The 22,936-nt window shown below is 44.4% G+C and carries 29 protein-coding genes and 1 pseudogene; 16 read left to right on the plus strand and 14 right to left on the minus strand.

Annotation, left to right across the window (positions count from 1 at the left end):
• Positions 1-880: 880 nt before the first annotated feature.
• From GWK48_RS11120 to GWK48_RS11130, 3 genes are all read right to left on the minus strand, one after another.
• Positions 881-1,282 carry a hypothetical protein gene (locus tag GWK48_RS11120; protein WP_174632282.1) on the minus strand — a complete coding sequence of 134 codons (402 nt, stop codon included), beginning with the start codon at positions 1,280-1,282 and terminating at the stop codon, positions 881-883.
• Positions 1,255-1,542 (minus strand): hypothetical protein, encoded by a 288-nt coding sequence (locus GWK48_RS11125; RefSeq protein WP_174632284.1) that lies wholly within the window; start codon positions 1,540-1,542, stop codon positions 1,255-1,257. The genes GWK48_RS11120 and GWK48_RS11125 overlap by 28 nt, the downstream gene beginning before the upstream one ends.
• 97 nt (positions 1,543-1,639) lie before the next feature.
• A complete protein-coding gene (locus GWK48_RS11130; RefSeq protein ID WP_174632286.1) occupies positions 1,640-1,936 on the minus strand; it encodes a hypothetical protein in 297 nt (98 codons plus the stop codon).
• Between the two features lie 1,077 nt (positions 1,937-3,013).
• On the opposite strand from GWK48_RS11130, the gene GWK48_RS11135 reads away from it, so the two are divergent.
• Positions 3,014-3,544: a hypothetical protein gene (locus tag GWK48_RS11135; RefSeq protein WP_174632288.1), complete on the plus strand. Its 531-nt coding sequence runs from the start codon at positions 3,014-3,016 to the stop codon at positions 3,542-3,544.
• A 139-nt stretch (positions 3,545-3,683) separates the two neighbouring features.
• A complete protein-coding gene (locus tag GWK48_RS11140) occupies positions 3,684-3,848 on the plus strand; it encodes a hypothetical protein (protein ID WP_174632290.1) in 165 nt (54 codons plus the stop codon).
• Positions 3,849-4,811: 963 nt separating this feature from the next.
• Here GWK48_RS11140 and GWK48_RS11145 read toward each other — a convergent pair.
• Positions 4,812-5,372, minus strand: a complete 561-nt coding sequence (locus GWK48_RS11145) for a hypothetical protein (RefSeq protein WP_174632292.1) — start codon at positions 5,370-5,372, stop codon at positions 4,812-4,814.
• A gap of 76 nt (positions 5,373-5,448) precedes the next feature.
• Complete coding sequence (locus tag GWK48_RS11150; RefSeq protein WP_174632293.1) at positions 5,449-5,754, minus strand: helix-turn-helix domain-containing protein; 306 nt, start codon at positions 5,752-5,754, stop codon at positions 5,449-5,451.
• A gap of 488 nt (positions 5,755-6,242) precedes the next feature.
• On the opposite strand from GWK48_RS11150, the gene GWK48_RS11155 reads away from it, so the two are divergent.
• The 5 genes from GWK48_RS11155 (at position 6,243) to GWK48_RS11600 (ending at position 8,179) form a co-directional block, all read left to right on the plus strand.
• A complete protein-coding gene (locus GWK48_RS11155; protein WP_174632295.1) occupies positions 6,243-6,557 on the plus strand; it encodes a hypothetical protein in 315 nt (104 codons plus the stop codon).
• A complete protein-coding gene (locus GWK48_RS11590) occupies positions 6,545-6,691 on the plus strand; it encodes a hypothetical protein (protein WP_246263828.1) in 147 nt (48 codons plus the stop codon). The genes GWK48_RS11155 and GWK48_RS11590 overlap by 13 nt, the downstream gene beginning before the upstream one ends.
• Positions 6,685-6,897, plus strand: a complete 213-nt coding sequence (locus GWK48_RS11860) for a zinc ribbon domain-containing protein (protein ID WP_425487481.1) — start codon at positions 6,685-6,687, stop codon at positions 6,895-6,897. Before GWK48_RS11590 ends, GWK48_RS11860 begins: the two co-directional genes overlap by 7 nt.
• Positions 6,898-6,981: 84 nt before the next feature.
• Positions 6,982-7,791, plus strand: coding sequence for a hypothetical protein (locus GWK48_RS11165; RefSeq protein WP_246263829.1), 810 nt, complete (start codon positions 6,982-6,984; stop codon positions 7,789-7,791).
• A gap of 10 nt (positions 7,792-7,801) precedes the next feature.
• Entirely contained in the window at positions 7,802-8,179 is a 378-nt protein-coding gene (locus tag GWK48_RS11600) for an ATP-binding protein (RefSeq protein WP_246263830.1), read from the plus strand.
• A 564-nt stretch (positions 8,180-8,743) separates the two neighbouring features.
• Here GWK48_RS11600 and GWK48_RS11170 read toward each other — a convergent pair.
• Positions 8,744-10,003 carry an ATP-binding protein gene (locus tag GWK48_RS11170; RefSeq protein ID WP_246263831.1) on the minus strand — a complete coding sequence of 420 codons (1,260 nt, stop codon included), beginning with the start codon at positions 10,001-10,003 and terminating at the stop codon, positions 8,744-8,746.
• 330 nt (positions 10,004-10,333) lie between these two features.
• Between GWK48_RS11170 and GWK48_RS11175 the strand changes: the two genes are divergently transcribed.
• Positions 10,334-10,600, plus strand: coding sequence for a VapB-type antitoxin (locus GWK48_RS11175; protein ID WP_174632297.1), 267 nt, complete (start codon positions 10,334-10,336; stop codon positions 10,598-10,600).
• 1 nt (position 10,601) lies between these two features.
• On the opposite strand, the gene GWK48_RS11180 is transcribed toward GWK48_RS11175, so the two are convergent.
• The gene (locus tag GWK48_RS11180) at positions 10,602-10,832 is read right to left on the minus strand and encodes a hypothetical protein (protein WP_174632299.1); all 231 of its coding nucleotides are present in this window, start codon (positions 10,830-10,832) and stop codon (positions 10,602-10,604) included.
• A gap of 71 nt (positions 10,833-10,903) precedes the next feature.
• Between GWK48_RS11180 and GWK48_RS11185 the strand changes: the two genes are divergently transcribed.
• Positions 10,904-11,488 carry an IS607 family transposase gene (locus GWK48_RS11185; protein ID WP_174632301.1) on the plus strand — a complete coding sequence of 195 codons (585 nt, stop codon included), beginning with the start codon at positions 10,904-10,906 and terminating at the stop codon, positions 11,486-11,488.
• Positions 11,466-12,764 carry an RNA-guided endonuclease InsQ/TnpB family protein gene (locus GWK48_RS11190; RefSeq protein ID WP_174632303.1) on the plus strand — a complete coding sequence of 433 codons (1,299 nt, stop codon included), beginning with the start codon at positions 11,466-11,468 and terminating at the stop codon, positions 12,762-12,764. The genes GWK48_RS11185 and GWK48_RS11190 overlap by 23 nt, the downstream gene beginning before the upstream one ends.
• On the opposite strand, the gene GWK48_RS11195 is transcribed toward GWK48_RS11190, so the two are convergent.
• Together GWK48_RS11195 and GWK48_RS11750 are read right to left on the minus strand one after the other, a co-directional pair.
• Positions 12,747-13,121 carry a hypothetical protein gene (locus tag GWK48_RS11195; RefSeq protein WP_174632305.1) on the minus strand — a complete coding sequence of 125 codons (375 nt, stop codon included), beginning with the start codon at positions 13,119-13,121 and terminating at the stop codon, positions 12,747-12,749. The two genes, GWK48_RS11190 and GWK48_RS11195, sit on opposite strands and share 18 nt — an antisense overlap.
• A 7-nt stretch (positions 13,122-13,128) precedes the next feature.
• Positions 13,129-13,263 carry a hypothetical protein gene (locus tag GWK48_RS11750; protein ID WP_281359978.1) on the minus strand — a complete coding sequence of 45 codons (135 nt, stop codon included), beginning with the start codon at positions 13,261-13,263 and terminating at the stop codon, positions 13,129-13,131.
• Between the two features lie 608 nt (positions 13,264-13,871).
• Here GWK48_RS11750 and GWK48_RS11755 point away from each other — a divergent pair.
• The 4 genes and pseudogenes from GWK48_RS11755 to GWK48_RS11610 form a co-directional block, all read left to right on the plus strand.
• Positions 13,872-14,000, plus strand: a complete 129-nt coding sequence (locus GWK48_RS11755; protein WP_281359979.1) for a hypothetical protein — start codon at positions 13,872-13,874, stop codon at positions 13,998-14,000.
• Positions 14,001-14,199: 199 nt separating this feature from the next.
• A complete protein-coding gene (locus tag GWK48_RS11605; protein ID WP_174632306.1) occupies positions 14,200-14,340 on the plus strand; it encodes a hypothetical protein in 141 nt (46 codons plus the stop codon).
• Between the two features lie 358 nt (positions 14,341-14,698).
• On the plus strand, positions 14,699-15,754 hold the full coding sequence (locus GWK48_RS11205; RefSeq protein ID WP_174632308.1) for an AAA family ATPase: 1,056 nt from the start codon (positions 14,699-14,701) through the stop codon (positions 15,752-15,754).
• Between the two features lie 577 nt (positions 15,755-16,331).
• Positions 16,332-16,497 (plus strand): annotated as a pseudogene (locus GWK48_RS11610) (helix-turn-helix domain-containing protein); the annotation flags it as partial.
• Between the two features lie 375 nt (positions 16,498-16,872).
• Here GWK48_RS11610 and GWK48_RS11210 read toward each other — a convergent pair.
• From GWK48_RS11210 to GWK48_RS11220, 3 genes are all read right to left on the minus strand, one after another.
• Entirely contained in the window at positions 16,873-17,229 is a 357-nt protein-coding gene (locus GWK48_RS11210; protein ID WP_174632310.1) for a NifB/NifX family molybdenum-iron cluster-binding protein, read from the minus strand.
• Positions 17,226-17,657 (minus strand): PadR family transcriptional regulator, encoded by a 432-nt coding sequence (locus GWK48_RS11215; protein ID WP_174632312.1) that lies wholly within the window; start codon positions 17,655-17,657, stop codon positions 17,226-17,228. The genes GWK48_RS11210 and GWK48_RS11215 overlap by 4 nt, the downstream gene beginning before the upstream one ends.
• Before the next feature lie 821 nt (positions 17,658-18,478).
• Positions 18,479-19,540 (minus strand): glycosyltransferase, encoded by a 1,062-nt coding sequence (locus tag GWK48_RS11220; RefSeq protein ID WP_246263832.1) that lies wholly within the window; start codon positions 19,538-19,540, stop codon positions 18,479-18,481.
• 12 nt (positions 19,541-19,552) lie between these two features.
• Here GWK48_RS11220 and GWK48_RS11225 point away from each other — a divergent pair, with 12 nt between their 5' ends.
• Both GWK48_RS11225 and GWK48_RS11230 read left to right on the plus strand, forming a co-directional pair.
• The gene (locus GWK48_RS11225) at positions 19,553-20,449 is read left to right on the plus strand and encodes a glycosyltransferase family 2 protein (protein WP_174632313.1); all 897 of its coding nucleotides are present in this window, start codon (positions 19,553-19,555) and stop codon (positions 20,447-20,449) included.
• Between the two features lie 73 nt (positions 20,450-20,522).
• Entirely contained in the window at positions 20,523-21,710 is a 1,188-nt protein-coding gene (locus GWK48_RS11230) for a glycosyltransferase family 4 protein (RefSeq protein WP_174632315.1), read from the plus strand.
• A 493-nt stretch (positions 21,711-22,203) separates the two neighbouring features.
• Here GWK48_RS11230 and GWK48_RS11235 read toward each other — a convergent pair whose 3' ends face one another.
• Complete coding sequence (locus GWK48_RS11235) at positions 22,204-22,344, minus strand: hypothetical protein (RefSeq protein ID WP_174632317.1); 141 nt, start codon at positions 22,342-22,344, stop codon at positions 22,204-22,206.
• 62 nt (positions 22,345-22,406) lie between these two features.
• Positions 22,407-22,721: a hypothetical protein gene (locus GWK48_RS11240; protein WP_174632319.1), complete on the minus strand. Its 315-nt coding sequence runs from the start codon at positions 22,719-22,721 to the stop codon at positions 22,407-22,409.
• Positions 22,722-22,936: the final 215 nt, after the last annotated feature.

The following is a 22,936-nucleotide window of genomic DNA, read 5'->3' on the forward strand; positions in this document are numbered from 1 at the left end:
CTATGACGCGTCTTATTTATTAATCGCTATGCGCAAGATCTTGTATTAGTAACAGACGATACGCTAAGAGTGAAGTCCCAAAGTATTACTAGCATATCTACAAGTCAGCTCCTTTCTGCGCTAACTTAGGTGTACAACGTTATATGACACAACTCCTCTCTATTTTCAGTGGTCTGATGAAGAGAATGTGATCTACTCTGGCAGACGAGATGAGGGTTTAGTTGTTTTGATATAGATTGAATTTTCTTAATCTGGAAAAGTATTTTTAGGGCTATTTACTGGGCGAGAAGGTGAACGGGTCTGATTTCCCTCACCCAGACTATCTCACCCTTTTAAGCATAGGTCTCATCCATGGACGTGGTTGTATTACCATGACGTCTTACTTGTCAAGTTTGAGGACTCGTTCCCCCACACAACCTTCCCCTAGTGTTATCGTGTTCGCTAATGTTAACGGGTCAAGACCGGTGTTAAGGACGGGACTATTCGCCCGTTGACGGGACTAAGGTTCTGAGGGTTAGTGGTGAGTACTTATGGGGTTTGGGTTTCATAGGATCTCATACTCGATCTCAATCCTCAACCCTTGTCACGGGGGTCGAGCGGGTCTTCCTTCATCCTCCGCCCCAAGGGGTAACCCCTACCCACCTAGATGGAATACCACCTAAGTGGGGAAACCCGCACATCTCGGGCTATGCAAGCCTTTCGGGATACATGCCCACATACGGCATTATGTAAAAATATTAGTGTGGAGTTATACAAACTTAATTCCCTTACTGAAACTGCTCACCACGGCTCTTTTGTTGGAGTAAGTCGAACCCCCTTGGACAGACTTACCGTTCCCATGTCTAATCAATACCGGAGCGTCTTGGGGTCACTCCTGTCTTTACTCCAAGTTTTTGCTGAGGGTCTGCCCCATACACTTCTTTTCCTTATCTCTTTCGTCGCGAATAGGAAAAAAGGTTATTATAGTAACGTCTGCCCCCTTAACTTCAGCTACAATGACGAGGACGTGGTCGTCGATTAATTGAAAACAGTAGGTCCTCCTAATACTATATGTACACCCCTCTATACACTCCCAATGATCTCCAGTTTGGCATTGAAAGCAAGAGAACTCTTCAGGCCTCTGACAGACCCTGTTGAGTAATGAGCAGACAGGTTCTATGCTCTGTCCATATTTTTTTAACAATCGTCTTAAATCCACTAACCTTCTGCCCTCTAGATGATCTCTTTTATCCGAAGAACTAACAAATTTACAAATTATTTCACATTCGTCAAGTGAATCCATGAGACTCTCACACAGGGATATCCCAGATTGTCTCTGAGCTCTGGGTATACCAACACGCTAGTTATCTTTGGTTTAACTGTTACCTCCTTGTTATCAGCCTGTATTATCACTACACCCTCGTCAAGGACCTCTATGTCACTCGGTACTACAGGATTTGAAGACCCCATCATGTTACACTGAGGCCCCATCTTGGACTTATCCGACTCTACAGCTAACACGCCCATTACGCTAACGTTATAGCCATCCTCTTGGATTTTCACGTATGTAGGGATGAGAAAGAGCCTGATGAAAACTATTTCGTCATTAACACTTATTCGCGCTACTAAAGGTTTTATCACCCTAACTTCATAAGAGGGCTTAAGGTTTCGGCTCATCTGAGTCGTCCTCAAATTCTATATCGATAGTACAAATTTTCCCTTGCCTATCTCTATAGATTAACACTAGAGCATCGTGGGACTCCACAGTGTAATACTCACCACTGAACTCTACAGCCAAGCCCGCCTTACCGTACTCCTCTACTTTCGCATACCTATATTGGGAATATGAAATAGACGGAACCTCAACCGCGTTGTCAGAGGTAAAAGTAGTATTGGAGTTAGAACTGTTGAAGGTCACCTCGACCGGAAGATCCTGCGTGATCACCATCTTACCCATAAAGTCTCACCCATAAAGTCTATTAACTTTTCTAGAGTTTGAGCTTTAAAACCTTCTTCTCATGAGACTCCCCTCTTTCGACTTAAAGACAACGAGGAGCTTCAGCTGATCATTACAGGAGGGGGATCTGACCTCCTTCTAGTCCTAAAGGGCGAGACTTGTCCTCCTTTGTCATGAACATTCATGGTTCTCTTAGCCTCTCGACTGCCCCCACATGAGAGATGTAGCTCCGAATCGATGAGGGGGAACCCCCTAAGGGGAGGAAGTCAGATTTGACCTTGAATTTCAATTGATAAAGGAAGGACAAACGGGAATCTGAAGGTACCTTAGATTCCGATCCCAACCCTTGTAGCCCTTTTTCGTGTGTGGATAACAATTTGGTTGATATAAATTGAATTTTCTTTGTTGTGGAAAAGCATTTTTAGAGTGAGGCCTAGAATAGGTTTGATTTCCCAAATTATCTCTACCCTTTTAAGCCTAGGTTTCATTCCTTGGACGAGATTAGCCTTGACGTCTTACTTGCTACTCTAAAGGACTTTATTACCTCACACTACCTTGCTTTTCACAAGTTGGCTAATGTTAATTATGAGCTTGATGTTAAGCATGGTGATTATTTGCTCGTTGATGAGGGTTAATGGTGATTACTACTTATATATAGGCTAGTTGTATTCTTTACGCCTTAAGAGTAGATTTCACATCTATGTGATGTAAAATTAAGCTCGAGAATTGGAGGGATAAGGTTACACGATAAGGCTACAAGGAATTCTCTTGGTCTAAACACGGGGTTGAATCTTTGGCAGGAGGAGCTTAGCAAATATTCAGGGTCGAAGACTAGCAAGCACGGACTTCACATTGAACTCAACGAGGAGCACAATAACGAGGTAGCTAAAACTATTCTTCAATATAATTTACTCTATCTAAGCATAAGTTGGAATAAAATTGGGGGTGGATGAAATTGTTGTCCACACGCGAAAACCCTAAAGGACCGTTCTACAATTTCTTTAAAATTGAAATCTTGAGGTCTGTCGTTCTTTTATCAGATAGTAATTACTGAATTTTTATAAACTATTTAAAGTCATGGAGAAAGTTTTTATCTTCCTTTTTGGAAGATACAACACGTGGAAAACGATGTCTGGCCCAAGTTTGCCCAACCTGGGAGTAAAAGATGAACTTGATACTTTATACTATTACGCTATTTACTTATCGCCAGGGTTATTTGAATCTCTTATAGACGAGATGGCCGAAAGGAGAGAACTTTCAAAAGTTAAACTATTGCGAGAGATGGGGATGAGTACTGGAACGCCCTATAAGAGCCTTGGTAGAGAAGCGAGAGAGAAAATTCTAAGGGAAGCCGTTAAGATTTTAGGACCAGAATATGTTATCTCTGAAATGTTTTTCGATATAAAGTTCATCTACGAGGGGTTTGTAAACGACGTTCTACAAGCCTTAAACGCTTTAGGGACAGAGAACGTTGAGGGCCTGCGAAATACTGTGCTAAATGAGGCTGATAACATTAGAATTTTAGTACGCGATGAAAGTGGTATAAAACACAAGGTCTACACAGTACGCCAACTGAGTACTAAGGACGTTAAAAGTGCAGACGAATAGACAGTTCCTTTGACTTCCCTTCCCGCTATTACTTTGTATATGTCCAATTCATTCCACCTGGACAGACTACGCAAAGAAAAACTATGGAAAATTATAAGGAACTAAGGCAAGGGAATGATTGATAGACTGGTGAAAATATTTGACGAACTGCAAAATAGCTGAGGAATTGAACAGTGATAGCTTATCAGATAGAATAAGAAAAAACATATACAACGAAACAGTGAGGCAGTTTATATCCATCCTAGGGGTTAGTACCAGTGACATAAAGGTACAGGTTGAATTAATAAGAGCAAAAGACGCATGATCCAGTAAGATACTAGATTGCACCGAGGTAGACTCCACTAAGGCGGTATATAAGGACAATAAAATCTACGTAATTAAAGAGAGGATGGTATGCGTCCAGAATTTACTCCATGAACTCATCCATTCTTTACAACATCCACAATGGAGCTTAGTAGATGACCTCATAAAAGAAGGTCTAATTGAATTTACATCAACTTACTTGTTATATAAAAATAGGACTATCTTGTTTAAGATAAGGAATTAACATTAAACTTTTCGAGTGTTTCCGGTGCACTGTTAATAGACGTTTTACACCGTGTTCGATAAGAGAAAGAATAGGATATTCTAAGGGCTATTCTCTATGGGCTACAATTTATAAGGACTATAATTTAACTTTAGATGATTAATTTAATATACTTATTTACTTTAAAAGTACGAGATTAGAAGTACAACAATTACTAGAAAATATTAAGAAAAACGGTAGGGTAGGAGACCCATGCGATATTTTTCACAGAGAAGAGTTAAAACAGGAATGTAAAAATATAGAGAGCTGCTCTAATTTCATGTTTTTGAACCTAAATAATATGAGCTTTCTCTCGTTCAGTCATGGTTAGCCTTCTCCACTTTATCCAGTAGTACATCTATTGTTGATGAAACTTAGGGTATTGAGAATGACATTGCGACAAATAACTCCCTTGGGAGCTTCAGTTGGATCTTAACCTTTTGAACAACTTCTCAAGGCTCATATCGTGTGGAGAAGACTAAAAGACAATCCATTGGTTTATTTAGCCATGCGCCCGTTTTCAGCTGAGTTTTATCAAGAACCCCTCGACGTTAGGTTCGTTAGTCCTTAAGAGGGTCAAGAAGACCTCTGACTTCCTCCACTCCACGCGAGGCTTCCCCTACTTTGTAAGGAGGACCTGCCCCATAGAGCGTGGAGCAGGCCAGAGAACTAGGACGACGGTCTCATTTACCGTCAGCCCCGTCAGACGTTTTGGGCCATGAGACTTTTGAGTGACCCTATCACTCCCTTGACCTCTCCCAAAAACCTCCCCGTCTCCTCAATCCTCCTATATTTGTACGTGACGATCAAGACGTAAGCGTCCTTTAACGCGGGGTACGGGAGCACCCTTATCGACGAGTTCTCGTCGGTCACATCAAAACCGCTTAACTCCTTACCGAGTACCTTACAGTCCAGCTTCAGTCTGCCCCTCAACAAGGTCTCTGAACTATGCTCGACGAAGTCGATTTCCCCTAGTCTAAACTCTTTAGTTATCTCCTTGAAGTCGTCGACTGCTTTAACGACGTGGTCCAGAGAAGGGGCTGAGAAGCTCATGACTCCTGAACTGTTGTTAAACTCTAGGACTACATTGTCCTTGACCCCCGTGAAATTGCCTATCAGGACAGACCCTGGGCCAGGGGTGGGTAAGTTTTGGAGTGAAAGTCTATAGCCCTTGCTCTGTACCGTACCAATGATATCTCTCAAGTCCAGTATGTAAGGGTAAGAGAACCTTACGGTCAACCTATTAATAGACCTTAACTGCATAGCCCCGTACACCTACTTGTACAGTCGTCACATTGTTCCCCGTCTAGACTTCCTCTACCTTTAGTTCAGGTGTCCCCTAGTACCCTGTAACCCTTCTTTTCTCCTTATTAAGGAACTCCATATACTCGTATAACAAGTCCTCGATAAATGAGATTGCCCTTACCTTGTCTTTTTCATAAAATAGGTCCAATAACTTGACCTTATTTTCGTCGTCTATGTCCTTCACCATCTCCCATATCCAGTGGTATATTGCCCCCCTACTTATCCCTATTATCTTCGCTATTTCTGAAAGTTGCACGTTGTTCTCGTTAAGGAGAATGTCCACTATCCTCACGCAGTCAACTTTCGTGAGGAACTTCCCGAAGTCTTCCCCAAATGTCATATGTATACCTATAGTACACACATTATAAACACTCTCGCACACACAAGCTGACTTCCTCCCCTTAGGGGTTCCCTTCATCGGTCCGTAGTTACATCTATGGGGGGCAGTAGAGAGGCCTAGGGATCTCTCTCCATTATAAAAAGCTTCTACCCGGCCCTAAATCGCGAGTCCTCCTGTTGTTAGATGGGTAGGACTATTTTTATACGTATATTGAGGCTAAGGTAACGTTGTGAATTGATACCGAGATTTTAAAGAGGGCTAAAAAGATATCTGAAGATGGAGAAATAGGGGATATGATGAGAAGGCAAGGATATATATTGTTTTAAAATAGAGGACAACTGAGCAACAGACGACGAAGTACTAGGCGAATTAAGGAGAAGTTAGACGAGAGCAAACTAATACATGCTTTAGACCAGATACGTGAGTCTAAGCAGAGGATTGAGATAAAGGTTGAAGCTGCCTATATCGTGTTTGAGGACTGCAGTAAAATGAGGAGCGCCGAAGAGGATGAGATATTGCTAAATGTACAAAAAGAACTTAGGATCCCCGTAAACTATGTCTGCCTAGATAGGGGAGTGGAGGAAAGAGGAAGAAATTTTGTAATGACTGCAGTTGATATTAACGTGGCTGATGTAGTCATAGGTAAAGACGATAAACAGTATGTTAGGATAACTCGTTTAGAGGATGCTCATCACTACAAGAGCTTAGCTGAGGGCTTACAGAGGTATGAGAAGAGTGGAAAGGGAACGACAGGTCTTGGGCTAAACACTTTCACGAGAGGGCTAAAAACATGCTGGGGGTAGGTAAGTGGATTGCAGAGATGGCTGAGTCGTTTAACGTCTCGTATGCGTTCATAGAGGACCTTACCAAGATAGTTAAGAAGCTACCAACCGAGATTGATAAACTCTATCTAATACAGTACTGGATTGAATGGTAAGCTTAAAAACAGGGGCTAAAGGTGTATGTCACCCGTACTCCTCTACTTATTGTCCTAATTGCGGTAGTGAGATGGAGGGAGTAAGACATAGATATTTTCATTGTGCTAATTGCAGTTATGAAAACGACCATGATGTTATTCCAATCATGAACATTTATGGTCTCGACCCTTTCAACTCCCCCTCAGATGTATGTACTAACAGATGAAGGGAACTTCCATAAGAAGGAAGTCACTGACGGCTTTCAGCTGACAGACAACAAACTTTTTATCTCTAAATCTTAAAATATTCTATGAAGATAGGGATCAAGAGCATCGGCCCCATTAGAGAGGCAAATATCGACTTTCATGATAAAGTTGTAATAGTTGGTGGGAACTCAACTGGTAAGACTTTTATCTCAACCTTAGTGTACTTTCTCGTAACTCTGCCAACTATGTTAGTTGGACCGCTAAAGTACAAGTTAGAACCCCCGGCCATTGAGGGAAACAAGGAGGTCTCCCTAGAAGTTCCAGTGAGTTTAAAGGAGTTAATTGAAGAGAACAAAGATATAATATCTAAAATAACCAAGGAAGGGTTAAAGTCTGTATTTGGTGTAAACATTAAAGATTTAATAAGGTTTCAAGATAATGAAGGCGTCGTAGAGAACGATAAGATCAAGATTGTCTTGGCCGGGGACGACGTTGATGTTGAAACTAAAATAGATGAGACAGAGAACTTTGACGTCGCAGTAGTGAAGATCTCTACTGGCCTTCAGCCCTATAGCAGCACAAGCAGTCCAGAGGGTAAAATAGTGGTCATCACTGGGGAAAAAGTAAAGGAGTGCCTTGAAAACACATTAGCGTACCATTTCTTAGTGAAGTTCCTTATGGATCCCTCTTATTACCCTGTGGCATATTTAAGCACCGAAAGGATAGCCTCAGCGTTTTATTTACCTAACCTGAATAAGCTAATTTTGCCCCCAGTTTCCGCAAGCTTAAGTAAACCCTTAATCGCTGATTTCTTAAAATATATAACTCCTGGCGTCAAGTTTGAGCTATTCGGTCATGAAGTGGAGGTAAACAAGGACTCCTTAATTAGGGTGTCTAAGGAGGGGAGAGGTTAACCCTTCTTTAGTGTCTACTGGAATATACCAATTCACACCAGTCGAGTTAGCTCTGAGAAACCCTATACTTAAGAGTGTCATAATAGAGGAACCTGAAATAAACTTACATGTCGACGCACAAATTGAAGTGGCAAAAAGGTTAGCTACAGAGAGCACTAAGAGGCTGGTTATAACTACCCATAGCGAGTGGATACCAATGTTCGTAGCTAAGAAAATGGTCGGCAGAACTGGAGGTTTAAGGATCTACGAGGTCGTCGACGGTGTGCTTGAAGAGAGAAAGGTAGATGAGGAAGGTTTTGTGGAGACCTTCAAGACGATCTTTCCAAAGGCAAATAAAGGAATGGAGGAGTTGCTACAGGAGGAGGGCAAGCTCAGTGAAATTAAATGAATTTATGAGTATTGGGGATGGAGTCTTATGTATAAAATATGATAAGCTCTGTAGAGGGCAGAAAAAGAGCGTTTACGCCGTGATAAGCAGTTTCAGTGAGAGAATTAAGTTTACATAACTCCATATTGATACCTTACACGACAGAAGAGGTCTTACCCCAGATGTGGGTATGTATCCCGAAAGGGAGTAAGATAACTTGAGATGTGCGGGTTCCCCCACTTAGGTGGTATACCGTCTAGGAGGGTCGGGGTTATCTTAATGGGGCGGAGGAGGAAGGAGAACCCGCTCGACCCCCGTGACAAGGGTTGAGGGTTGATATCAAATTATATGAGATCCGATGAGACCTAAACCCCAGGAGCTTAGAGCTTTCGAAGTACATGAGTTTGACAAGAGGAGGACAAACCTTCCCTTTAGGGGGTGGAAAAAGTATTTTAAGTTTAAAACGCTCCCTGCAGATGAGGCTCTACACCTCTCCACTGCTTCTAAGAAAGTTCCGAATTGGTGGAACTAACGACCCGCAGAAGGGGATTCTCGTCCTTTAGGACTGACAAACCAGTAAGAAATTTACACTAACTTGTCTTCGCCCAGCAACCACTTCCACATTGGTATAGCCTTAATCCCTTCTATCTCATCCTCATAGTCCCATGTTATTATTGTAGCGTTGTCAACCTTGAGCTCAGACTTAGCCTCAATGATTGCCTTGACTTCCCTATCCTCCACCTTATCTGTAGCATACGTCACTTGAATTAGAGCTATGGGACTGAAGTTCTTAGCTACTACAAAATCCACCTCTCTCTTTCCCTTCCAGTAAAACACTTCTCTATACCCTCTCCTCAGAAGCTCTATGTATACTAAATTCTCCATTGCGTTGGATATTGAAAATTCGTAGCCTAAAGCCGTCGGATAACCGGTGTCAATTATGTATAATTTTTTCGGATTGGCTTTCCTCTTCCTCTCGCTTTTCTCAAACTCTTCTACAAAGAAGGAAAAGTAAGTCTCTTTAGCCCTATTGAAGAGCTCGATGACTGTCTCCTTCCCTATCTTAATCCCTAAGCTTCTCATGTACTCATAGACCTTATTGATGGTCGTCGGTCTAGCGTAATTTGATATTAAATAGCTAGCAAAAAGTGAAGCAATATCAGCTTTAACTGTAGAGAAGTCCCTTACTATAATTGAATCAAAATAGGATTTCAACAGCCTTATCTTCTCGTTATTCTCATTCTCAAGAACTACAGCTGGATAGGAGCCGTAATACAGGTACTCCCTTAGAAACGACAATATTTTGCCTCTTTCAAAGGTATATTCAATTAGCCTATTATACTCGAAACTCTTAAATCTTAAAAATTCCTTGAAGGAGAGCGGAAAAACTTCATAGTTTACGCTCCTCCCCCTCAACTCTTCGGCGATCCTTAAGGGAGTTAGTAGCGATGAAGAACCAGAGAGGAAGACTGTGGAACTAGTCCTTTTCCTAAACCAACTTCCATAGTTTTCAAGTTTTTGGACTTCATCTAGAAAAATATATCTGGGCTGTTTTCCGGTCAGTTCCACAAAAACAGTCAAAATCTTATCTAAGTCCTCTACCTTAGAGCCCTTTAATCTATAGTCTTCAAAATCAACGTAAAGTATCTCGTCATGAGATGCTAGACCCCTCTTCATTATATCTTGAATTGTCTGATATAAAGTGAATGTTTTACCGCTTCTTCTACCGCCAGTCACGGTTATTATGTAGTCTTTATCTAAAGGGAGTGAAACGTCTCTCCTTATGACGTTTGGGAGAGGTGAGGTGAGCCATTCCGCGATATAGCTCCTTAACCTTTCTTCCACAACAATACAGTAGGAAGTTTGTATTAATAAGTCTGTTTCTGACCAGTTTAACGTTAAAACTGGTCTCTCATAGACCATATTTTTATATAAAAAGAACAATTAATATAAAATAATTTTATATCATGTTAAATAATTTTCATATATTGCAAAGATATGGCTCCCATGAGTGTACTCGACAAAGTTTGCATCCTTTGGTCGACTTATCCCTTGATAACTTTGTTTTGCTCTATCGTCGTGGGTTACTTCCCTTCTCATATAGTGACAAATTTTTCACGTTTAGCTTTCAAGCCCTGCTCATAGGCTTATATAAGGAAATTTTTAAATGGGAATATGATAGGGGAAATAGTCCAGAGAAAGGTAGATGAGAAGGGAAGAGTTTACACCCCTGAGTATAGGTCAAAAAGAGTGTACTTAGTTAACTTAGGCAATGGATATTTTATAACGGATAATGAGGAGTTAGCAGAGGCTGTGAGCGAAAGAGCATCAAGCTTCTTCAATGAGGAGTTCTTAAGGTTAGTTACTGAGCTGGACCTCGGTAATATTCATGAAAAAGCGGAGGAGGAGCTGTCTAGGAGGTTAATGAAAAGCCTAGGCTGAATTAAATGGAGGAATAGTACTTCTTACACACAGATATTTTGGTATCTAAACAGTTCGTGAACATTAAGGAACCATTTGTACTAAGTTCAATCTCCGCTATTGAACTAACTTCTGACCCCGAGATTATTACCTCTACAAGGTCACTCTCTTGAAACCTTTTCCTCATGACCTCTAGGATCCTCGGAAAGGGCTGTCTGAGGTACCTTATCTTCTGGAACTCGTCCATAATCATTACAACGCCCTTGTCCTGCAGTTTCCGTTAACTCATAAAATTTATATTAGTTAATACTAACATACTATACAATGCTGAGACCAAAGGAGGTATGCGAAAGACTGGGAATATCCTACGCTACGCTGTGGAATTACGTCAAACAGGGTAAGATAAAGCCCATCATTCTAGAGAGCGGTAAATGGAGGTTCAGAGAAGAAGACGTAGAAAGACTCATGGGGGTAGTAAAAAAGAAGAAAGTAGTCCTTTACGCTAGAGTATCCTCAGACACTCAGAAAGACGACCTAGCTAAACAGGTAGCTTATCTGCAGGGGAGGGTGGAGGAATACGACCTTACGATCACAGACATAGGTTCAGGGTTAAACATGAAAAGGAAGGGGTTCAAAAGACTACTGAAGATGATCCTCAACAACGAGGTCTCTAAAGTCGTCGTTGCGTATAAGGACAGGCTAGTGAGGTTCGGCTTCGAAATACTGGAGGAAGTGTGTAGAACACACAACTGCGAGATAGAGGTGCTAGAGGAAGAGGATAAGGCACCAGAACAGGAGCTGGTTGAGGACTTAATCACTGTCCTTGTGTCCTTCAGCGGGAAACTGTACGGGATGAGGAGCCATAAGTACGAGAAGGTGAAGAAGTGTGTTGAAGAGCTTAAGGATTGACAACTTCACGCCACCAGAGGAGTCAATCTACTTGACCTACGCCATAAAGAACGAGAGGAGGGAAGAGACACTCCTCTTGATGACGGAGTACAAGAAACTGTTAGACAAGGCATTAGACTACTTGTGGAATAAGACAAGGATAGAAGTAAAGAGCACCACAGACAAAAGGGGAAGACATAACAAAAAGGTAAAAGTAACCCTGCCAAAAAAGAAAGAGGTATATAAGGAGTTTAGGGATCAGTTAGAAAAAGTGAACTTACTAGCTTCTCATTATGTTGACAAGGCTATAAACGATGCTTTTTCGATCTTGAAGTCGTGGAGGAAGAGGGTGTTAAAGGGTAGGGCATCCCTAAGAAAGCCTAGGGTGAAGAAACCTTATGTTAGGATAAAGTCTACGCTCAGGAAAGTTATTAATGAAGAGGTTAGGATAACTGTAAAACCTTACGAATACTTGACCTTTTCTTGGAGGAATACATGGTTCAAGGGCAGGGTTAAGGGTTTGGAGTTAGGCGAGCCAGTAATAAAGGATGATAAAGTGTATCTACCCTTCCGTTATAGAGTCCAACCACAGACCCCTTTAAACTTCTTGGCAATTGACTCAAACCTCTTCACTTTGGACGCATATGATGGCGAGAAGTTCGTGACTTTCTCGCTCAAACAGCTATACTCCCTGAAGTACGGTATGGCAAAGAAGAGAGGTAAGGTGCAGTCCTTCGCGTCAAAGCGTGGAAAGAAGGGAAAAGAGCTCTCGAGGAAGTACTCCCACCGCGAGAGGGATAGGGTCATGGACTACGTGCATAAGTTCGTAAACGTGTTGCTAGAGCTATACCCCTTTACCACCTTCGTGGTTGAGAGACTGGACAAACAGAACATGTTTAAGGACGCAAGCAACGCGTTGTCTAGGAAGGTCTCGAGGACTGTGTGGAGGACTATACACAACGTGTTAAAGTATAAGGCTCCACTCCACGGGTCACGCGTGGTTGAGGTCAACCCATACCTCACCTCGAGGTCTTGCCCCAGATGTGGGCATGTATCCCGAAAGGTCGGCAAGACCTTCACCTGTGAGAGGTGTGGGTTTACACTGGACAGACAGTTGAATGCATCCTTGAATATCTACCTGAGAATGTGCGGGTTATCCCATCTAGACGGTATTCCGTCTAAGTGGGTCGGGGTTACCCCGCTAATGGGGCGGAGGAGGATGAAGGCTGGAAACCCGCTCGACTCCCGTGAAGCCCAAGGGTTGAGGGTTCATATCAAGTTATATGAGTTCCAATGAAACCCAAACCCCCTTGTCCAAATCCTCAGCGATTCTTTGAGGTAAAAGCAATATATCGTCCAGTACTTCATTTGGCTTCAGTCTGTCCTGCTTGAATAATGAATATCTCTCTATGTAGATTTCTAGGTTATTCGACTTAACCCCTATACTCTTTATAGACCCGAGGAATTGGTTTAACGACGATAAAACGTTTGTGAAGTTAAACTTAATCCTCAACTTTAAGGACTTCGCTAGGGAATCTAGGAGTAGTTTTCTGTTTAATTCATCTTCAAACTCCTCAATACTACTAATCCCTTCTATACTAAGCTTGGCTACTATATATTTATTACTAACTTTTAATTTTACAAAATTTAACAAAGAAGATTTACCAGTCCTTCTGGGGGAGGATTGCTACTGGCTGTCTATTCTCTATATAGTTTATTAGTGAGCTAACCTCCTTATCTCTATCAAAAAACTCTTCTTCCTCTGTTAATTCCCTACCAAAGATAAACTTAACCATACGATACCGTAGGGGTATCGGTACCGTAGAAAATAAACTTAGCTTATAAGAAGAAAAGGTCGCCATGAGGGATTATTGACCGCTAAGGGTGCGAAGAAAAGTTAGACGTAAAAAGAAGACCTTGCCCTGCAGGGTAACGCTTTTAACATTTGGTGCGCTCGCCTCTTCATGGAACTCCCTTCTGGTCAACTTCTCTATGAGGGACGGAGATCTGCCGCAATACCAAAAGGGTGTCGGTATTGTCACTGTTAGATTGTGCCATAGTGAGGCAAAACAGTGAAAATAAGAAAAGGGGTTAGTCAACTACCATGGTAGTTGACCAAGGAATCAGTGTTTCTACAAGGACTGTGAAGTGAGAGAGGGGTTTGGGTTTCATCGGGTCTCATATAACTTGATATAAACCCTCAACCCTTGTCACGGGAGTCGAGCGGGTTTTCCTTCATCCTCCTCCGCCCCAAGGGGTAACCCCGACCCACTTAGATGGGATGCCGTCTAAGTGGGGGAACCCGCACATCTTGAGCTCCATATGCAAGCCTTTCGGGATACATACCCACATCCGGCATTTTACAAAAATGTCAGTATGGAGTTATATAGTCTTAACACTCTCGATGAAACTGCTTACTACGGCTAGGCTAGTAACGAAGGGCAGGAAGGTGTACCTGAAGGTCTCCCTCCTGAAGGTCTGGAGAGGACTGGAAGCTAAGGACGGCGTACCTGTAGACATAGACATGGCTTAACTCGTTGTTAATAAAGAAGACGAAAAGTACTTCAGGGTACTCACAAGGCCTGAAGACGCCCACCACTACAAGTCACTGGCTGAATCACTACAGAGGTACGAAAAGAGGTGGAAGGAGGACAAGAGTGTCCTTTTCAGGATAGAACCACTCAACAGGAAGGCTAGGGAAGTCTCAGAGGACTCCGCAAGACGGTGCGAAATTGGGTGTTAACACAGCTAACCCATTCGACGTTCCTGCCGTCCTCCTTGAATACCTCGACAACCTCATCAAAAATGTGAAGAAGATTCCCTCTGAGTCCAGGGACGAGCTTTATCTCATGCAGAACTATAGACTGCAGTAGGATTGAATGTCGGGCAAAGAAGCACGGGCTCAAGGCGGTCAACGTAGACCCTCACTACTCTACTTCATGTCCTAAGTGTGGGAAAGAGAAGAGGTTTCCCATAGGTACTTCCGCCGTCCATGCAGTTATGAGGATGACCGTGACGTCACCGCAATCGTGGACTATTACGCGAGGGGTGCTCTGAGCCTCTCGACTGCTCTCACATGAGGGGTGTATCCCCGGACCGATGAGGTGGACCGCCATGGCATGGAGGAAGTCAATCACTAACGTATCCTCTTAAATAGCTGAAAACGTTTGGAATAATCGCTACGTAATAGTTTATAACTTCTGGGGGAGAACATATATTCTGGGGGAGAAGTTGTTATTTGATGAAAGACCTAAAACGAGGAGACAGGAGCTGTTCGATAGGGATATAGAAATAGAGGGGATAAAGAGTAACGTAGATAGGCCTCTCCTAGTAATATCTGGAATCAGGAGAATAGGTAAGACGTCTACACTTTTAGTGGCGTTAAACGAGCTAGGGAGAGATTACGTATTAATTGACTGCAGAAAGCTAAAGGAGAATTACGGCAGACAGGACCTGTATAATCTCTTCTCAAGTAGCTTTTCCACAGTTGTGGATAAGGTAAAGGGCGTACTCTCAGGGGTTAGAGGAGTGAGCATATTAGGAAACTCAATCGAATTTAAGTGGAAAGGTAGGGACTCAGTCTCCCTCGCTGACCTGTTTGACCATTTAAACGGGAAAAGACTAATTATAGCGATGGATGAGACGCAAAAGCTGAGGGGGCCATTATCGAAGGAGGTGAGGGAGGCAATAGCCCACGCATATGATTATGACAGAAACTTGACCTTTATTTTGACAGGTTCAGAAGTTGGATTACTCTACGATTTTCTGGGCGTAGAAGATAGAGAGTCTCCACTTTACGGAAGGTACTACTATCAGATAACTCTTGACAGGTTTGAGAAGGAGAGAGCAACTGAGTTCTTAAGGAAAGGTTTCGACGAAATATCTGCGAAAGTCAGCGACGAGGAAACAGAGAAACTGGTGGAGTTCTTTGACGGAATACCAGGTTGGCTCACGTTTGGGGCTAACAGGTTTTTAGAGGGGAGAAAGATTGAAGAAGTGAGGGAGATTGCAATAGATGTAGCGTTAAACGAGATAGAGAACTTAATAGAGACTAAGAGAAGGGTGTCAGAGATAGTAGGTAGAAGATATAAAAACGCGTTGAAGTGCTTGGCGTTAGGGGAGAACAGTTGGAGCAAACTGTCCAACTGTTTGCAGAGAGCTGAAGGAAGCACTATGTCCAGTAGCGTTCTGGAAAACATAATAACTAACCTAGAGAAGAGTAGTATAATAAAGGACTACGAATTCTTAGACCCAATATACGGTGAGGCAAGCAAAAGATTAAGTTAAGTATGAAACTGACCTCTACCAAAAAAAGGAAGGTTTCCGTTTCTTCTGTTACCTACAAAGTGATGAAATCCTCGCCCTCTAGGTTGGGGAGGAGGTCAGTTCTCCTAGCCTTAAAAGTCTGCGTTGCTTCCATCACAATAATCTATCAATGTAGCCTCCTTCGACGTAGGGAACATCGTAATCACCTTCTTAGAGTTTCCTTCTACTTTAAAGACAATAACCATATACAACCCTTCAATTATTCTTTCACAATAAGAGTGTTGTACATCGTTATTCTCCACTCTAAGCTCCTTAGTGTATACAATTTGAGGTGAATTGCAAAAGTTATCTAGTATTCTTCTTATATGAGATATAATTTCTATCCCAAATCTTCTAGACTTCCTCCCTTTCCCTAAGCCTCTCATTAGCGTGACGTGTGAAAGTGCAATAGTTAATAGAGAGTCACCGTGCTTACGCTCACACAAGGAGCACCGAAAACGTCCCTATAGGTTGGATATATGGCTATGTTAGTTATGCCGTTGTCAGCAGTTTCCGTTAACTTGTAAAATTATATAATTCCATATCAATATCTTACACAGTGCTGAGAGTAAAGGGAGTGTGCGAGGGACTAGGAATGTCCTACACTACTCTTGGACTTACGTCAAACAGGGTAAGGTTAAGCCTGTCGTCCTGGAGAGAGGTAAATGAGGTTTAGGGAGGAGGACGTGGAGAGGTTAGTGGGCGTGGTGAAGAAGAGGGAGGTTCCTATTTGCGAGTTCTGCACCTCTAGTCTCTGAGCTTTCCATGACGTTCCCGTTGAAAGGGAGCCTAGGGAGTTGCTAACTGCCCTCTAGGTCAAAGCCTCCACAGTGACGTTAATGGAGATTTAAACGTAAAGAAATTAGGGATAAAGAGGACTGTAACCCTATTAAAGAAGCTCTCTTCCTCGTAACGACTAACGGAGTAACTCCGGCGAAGGGGAGTAACACCTTAGACTTAGCGGAACCCTTTAGGGCGGGGAGGGGGTCAGTCACTACGAGAAGTAGTTAACACTGTTATCGTCCGAACCCTAGACGACGTTCCTCTCTACCTAAAAAGACGAGTAGTAAGGGGCAAGCACCTCACGCTCCTAAAAAAGTTCAATGGTGGTGATGTTCTCCGTGTGTGGGCTTGTCTGTCTCCTTCAGCTTCCCTTCCACCAGCATCCTTACCGCTTCTTCCGCACTGGTGTTAGGCTCCGCTAAGAACACCTTAGCCTTCCCTTGAAGGAACCTTATCCCCGGTGGGCCTATCTCCACCAAGATGAAGGTCTTAGCCCCCCTCTCCAGGGCTGACTTTAGCATGTGCACCCCTCTAGCGTAGTTAGCTGTCAACGCTGGGTTATCGTACTCCTCCACCAACTTAGCCTCCATACCCTCTACCTCGTATATCCTGACCTTCTCTCCTTCTCCCGGCCCATCGACGAGGCCGTTAGTCACAGGTACTGCTACCTTCATTTTGACACCAGCTCGTCCAGTCTTTTGGCTACCTCCTTTAGCTTCCCCCTCATTTTCTCAAACCCCTCCGGTTCGCTCTTCTTCAGGTCCTCCAGGTATTCCACTAGGAACTCAATCTGCTCCCCGACGTCTTCTCCTCCAGCAGGTACCCAGTTTAGCCTCCCTATTACCGAGTCTATCCACTCCTTCCCTTCGTCGGTCAGCTCGTACTTTCCGTCGCCCCTGTTCCTTATCAGGCCCTCCTCCGTCATCCTCGCCAGCATCGGGTATAGGGATCCAGGGGAGGGGACCCAGCCCATCCCCTTCTCTATGCTCCTCATTATCTCAACACCGTTCTTTGGTCCCTCCCTCAGTGACGTCAGTATGAGGAACCTCAGCCCCCTCCTATGCCTTGAGCGGAACCCGTGGTGTCCGTGAACCCAGTTCATACCACATCTCACCATATCTAAATTTAGATATCGGTTTTCCGATATAAAAGCTTACCTCAGGGTCTAAAGTCGGTTGTAGTAGGGAAGCGGTCTGGTTTCCAGGGTATTCATAACACTTGAAATGAATTCTCAAACCTGAGGCCCACGGGAGGCGACTAGTCTTCTCAGAGGGAGTAACCCCGTGATGGGGAGTGATGCCCAAGACCCAAGTGGGATCAGGGTAGGCAAGAGCTCAGACGTATATGCTCCTACATCTACTATAAAGTCTCCTTATGACCGATCTCTTTATAGATTGTGGGGACAACCCTCCTCTATATCAGACACCTTAGCTTATAGCGCTATTCTCTCGTTAACAATACCCATAACTTCTGGACGTCTTTCTCTGGACTGCCACTCGTCACCCTACCTCACGACTGGCGTTACCTTACCCCTTCTGACCTAACTGAGCTATATGACACGATATAACTTAACAGTCTGGCTGAAACTGCTGATGAGAGCCAAAATAACACCTAGTTAGAACATTGTTGTTAAGCTTTAAAGCTCCTTCTCAGCGCACTCGTCATGGTTTAATAATGTACATACCTAGTCATCGAGGGATCCATTTGACGAGCTTCAATAAGTTTTCACCGTAATCCTTGGTAGGGTTAAGGACGGTATTTATTCACGTAGTTATAGGTCACTTGACCTCTAATCTCTGGGTAACAGATTTTATGAATATGTGGACCTTCCTGGACTTATAACGAATATCCTTAAACAAACTATACAGCCATATCAGTAACTGATAAAAAGAACAGCAAACTCTCGCCGTGACTGGGAGGAGGTCAGTTGTCAAGGAATCTAGACAAGTAATCCCATAACCTCCTCTTGAAAGACGAGGCTGAGAACCCCATCGCTATCTCGTGCACCCTTTCCCTCATATCCTCCCTTAACAGATCCCTCAGTTTCGATGACGCTTCCTCCAAAGTGTTATACCCCAACTCCTTAGGTACTACCTCATACGCTCCGCTCTGGACTGGTACGAGAGGTGTGAGCCCAGACGCCATAGCTTCTACCACTGGTATCCCAAAGTGTTCCCCTATCGTAGGGTGGAAGTAGACCTTTGCCCTACCCATCACCTTGATCATCTCCCCCTGGTCAACGTCATGGTAGATCTCCACGTTTGCATGGTGTTTGTCCCTGATCCTCTTAAGCTTCTCCAGGTAATCCCTCTCCACTAGGGAACCCATGATCACGCCCTTTACCCCCGTCATAGCAGACAGGTAGATGGCGTTTTCCAACATCTTACCCCTCTCTATTCTCCCTATAGAGATGAACATGTCTTCCCTGTCCCTGTGTTTATACACCTCGCCGAACTTCTCCACCTCCACTGGTGGGTATACCACGTCGGGTTCACTGACGTTATAGACTTCACTTATAGCCTTAGCTGAGAGCCGGGAGTTAGCTATGAAGATGCACTGCCTAGCCTCCCTCCTCAGCGTAGGTAAATATAGACGGAAGGGGAGTAGGTAGACTCTCCATATCCCCTTATACTTGGAGGGGAGGGAGGATAGTGCCGGGGCACCAGCGTAGACCACGTGCGGAGCTATCTTGGAGAGAGGTATGGGGACTCCAGAGAGGTTGAGGAATACCTTTGGTATTACCCTAGACGCAGGGAGCTTCACGAGTATCCTCTGGTACTTGTCCAGTTTAGGTAGGGAGAAAGGGAGGAAATAAACTGCGTTAGTCCTTTTAGGTTTAGCGAAGGATATAGGGGTGAAGGAGACTCCCCTCTCCCTCAACATCTCGAAGGATGTGAGATATACTTTCCCCTCTCCGCTTGAGACCTCCTTGACCCCTAACCCGTGAGCTATGACCCCTACATCAACGTTTTTAATTGAAGGCACGAGAATATCTTGATGCCTGAGGTTTTAATTCCAGTGGGTCCTGGAGACAGAGCCGAGTGGGTGGAGAGGACCTTGACCTCTGCCGTCGCTATCTCTGATAAGGTCACAGTCTATGACAACAGTGAGAGGGAGGACTTGAGGGGAATAATTGAGAAGTTCAACGTGAAGCATGTGGTTGACAGACGCATGAGGAAGGTCAACATGGCTATGCTTAGGAACAGGTTACTCTCTCTCGCAACTGAGGATTTGGTCATCATGATGGACAGTGACGTAGTCATAAAGTCAGCCAAGTCTCTCTTGAGTAGGGTAGCAGAGCAAGGCTACGCATATACGTGGATGCACTACGCCTACACTGAGGAAGAGCTCGGGAGGCCCAGATCTCCTGGGGAGGAGAACCCGAACCTGGGGTGTGCAGCAATAAACTTGAAAGATGTGAAGGAAATAGGTATGTTTGACGAGAAGTATGAGAGAGACGAGGACATCTGGCTGTACTCTAAGCTCAAACACAGCGGGAAGAGGGTCGGGCCAGTGGAGGAGAGGTGTCTCCACCTAAACACGTCGCATTTAAGGAAGGACCTCTCATCTTCCCTCAGGGAGGCAAGGAGAAACCTATGGAGGAGCAAGTATGATATGATGATGGTCTTCGACGGATTGGCCGACTTCACTTTCCTCACAGGTTACAGTTACTTCGGGTCGTACTACGTAATAGGCCTGTTGTCAGCTCTCATCCCGCTGGCCTCGCTCCTCTACATACCTGTTATAGGGTATGGGGTAAAGTACTACGGAGGAGTGAAGGAGTGGGCCTACAATCTCATCCCTGGGCTAGCGTTGGCAATATCCCTCCCCTACGGGCTTTGCTGGAACTTACTGAAGATGAGGAGTAGGAGAAAGGGTGGAGTGACGCCTTAGACCTCGGTCGAACCCTCGCCGTGACTGAGAGGAGGTCAGAAAAGCTTAATACACTAATGCTCTCGGGTTCCCTATGAAGCTCGGCGTCGTCAACAGCGGCATCCTGTCGCCCTCCTTTGGCGGTGGAGGGGCCGTTCACACCCTCGAAGTTCTTACTAGGCTGAAGGACAGGTTCCAGATAGTCCTGTTCCCTTCGTCCCCTTCACTGAAGTGGGACAAGGAGAAACTGATGGAGAGGGCCAAGTGGATAGAGTCAAAGGGTATCCGGGTGGACGATGCCTTCTACTCCCTGATAGAGGAGAAGGAGGTAAAGAAGGCTAGTCCAGAGGAACTCGCCAACCACTACGACGTGGACGGCGTGGACTTCGTATATGAGCCCGATCACACCTCCACGGATATCTATTACATAGGAGGAAAGAGGGGGAAGTATGGGATGACTATCCATGAGCCGATGTATTACGCGGACTCCTTGCAGTACCTCAAGAGACTGATCAAGTTCTATGGGATAAACCCTAAGACAGGGAAGGGTTTTCACACCCGCTTCCTTTACAACGAACTCGTGGCTAAGAGGGTAAACAGGAAGCTCATGAAGAGGTTCCCTCCATCGTTTATAGCCTCCGTGAGCAAGGGTAGCCTCGAATGGAGCGGACTGTCGGGAGAAGTGCTGTACCCTGGGAACGCCTTTGACCCGTCCCTCCTCGATTACAGGGGTAAAGGGAAGGAGGACTACGTTGTATTTTGGAGCAGACTGAACCAGGACAAGGGGATCAAGGAGATACCCGCAGTGATGAGGATCATAAATTCCATGAGGAGGACGAGACTAGTCCTCATGGGGAAGTTCTTCGACAAGTACAACGAATCGCTGTTCTGGAGGAAAGTTAGGGCCTACGGCCTAGACGTAGAGTACCTAGGTTTCGTGGAGAGGAAAAAGCTAAACGAAGTTGTGAGCAGGGCGAAGTGCCTCATCTACCCAAGTCACGTCGACGGCTTTTCCCTTGTCGTACTGGAGTCCCTAGCCTTAGGGACTCCTGTGGTGGCCTATGACATACCCACGATTAGGAGCGTTTACTCCGGCCTATCAGCAGTAAAGTTAGTGCCAGAGTTCGACGTCAGAGCTATGGGTGAGGAGGCTGCACGACTCATAGAAAGGGACCCCCAGGAGCTCATGGAGGATCAGGGCTTATTGGAGTTCTTGAGGGTACACTCATCTTGGGATAACGTTGCTAACTCAATTGAGGCCCTGATCAGGAAATACGTGTAACTGGTAGGCATGGTGAGCGACAAGGGTACCATAATAAACATAGGTACACGCATGTTTATACTAACTTCCAACCTCATATTTCCATTACTTACTTTTTTCCTCTCTCCTCGTTCTTTAAAAGTGGTCAGTCTGCTCAATCTCTTTAACTGTTCAGAAGGTTGAGGGGGGCCTCGCCCTTTTGGGGGAGGAAAGGTATTCAAACACTTTTTCCCAAGACCTTTTCCCTTAATACTTTCCATTTGCCTTACACTTCCTCCCTAGCTTCAGTCTCGACTTTTTCCCGCTTCAGCCTCTAGTCTGTCTAGCTCTACTATCTTCTTCTGAAAATAGAAGTGACCGTTTTTATGGTAGAACCACGGTAGAACATCCGGTACTGAAGTCTATGGTAAATGTTGTTACATGTTAACGCCCAAATCCATAGACCCTGCATTATCCCCTATAGGCGAGACTATTTGTATTTTATCCCTCCCACCGTGGACAATAAGGGAGTCCTTCATGGGTTACCGGACTTATTTGCGGTAGTTCTACCTACGTCAACTAGGATGTAAGAGTAGGACTTATCACCAACTATGTGTACCTCTAGCCTACCTTGTGTACTGGACCACCTCAGCCTCTCCCCAAACGATATTTCCATCTTCTAGTCCTTGAGGATAAGCACGCGTTTCTCCTCGTCAACTTCGTAGCGGTCTTGTCTAACTACGAGATTAACTTTCTCTTCCCCCTCTTATCTTTCCAATATCCCGGTGGTGCGACGTGCTTGACGAATTGCCGTAGACGGTCTTTATTCTTCAGAGACGAGAAAAGGGATGACCACGCTTCATTATTCTTCTGTAAAACGGCCTGAGCATTAACTCCAAGTACCTCCTTGTACTTCTCGCAGTACTTGTCCCAAGTGCACTTGAGGTCCTCTCTCCTCTGTTGGAAGAACTGTTGCCTCCTCTCGTAGTTTACCTCGTTGTACAGCTTCGCTGAAGCGTCTGCTAACTTCCTTATTTCCTTTGTTGTGCTCAATTAGAGAAAAGTCTTACGACGACTGTGCGGACGCTCCGGTATTACGGGAGAGATCGGCTTCCGCTCCTCATGTTCTTTGAGGTGACCAGAAGGGAGCGTCACAGGAAGGGGTTGGGAAAAGAGTTTAAAACCTACCCCCTTGAAAGGCGAGGTTTGCCGTTCTTTTATCAAACTGCGAGGTTAATCTCTCTACTAAGGCCTTAAACATTATAGAG

The sequence above is a fragment of the Metallosphaera tengchongensis genome (assembly GCF_013343295.1).
Classification (GTDB): domain Archaea; phylum Thermoproteota; class Thermoprotei_A; order Sulfolobales; family Sulfolobaceae; genus Metallosphaera; species Metallosphaera tengchongensis.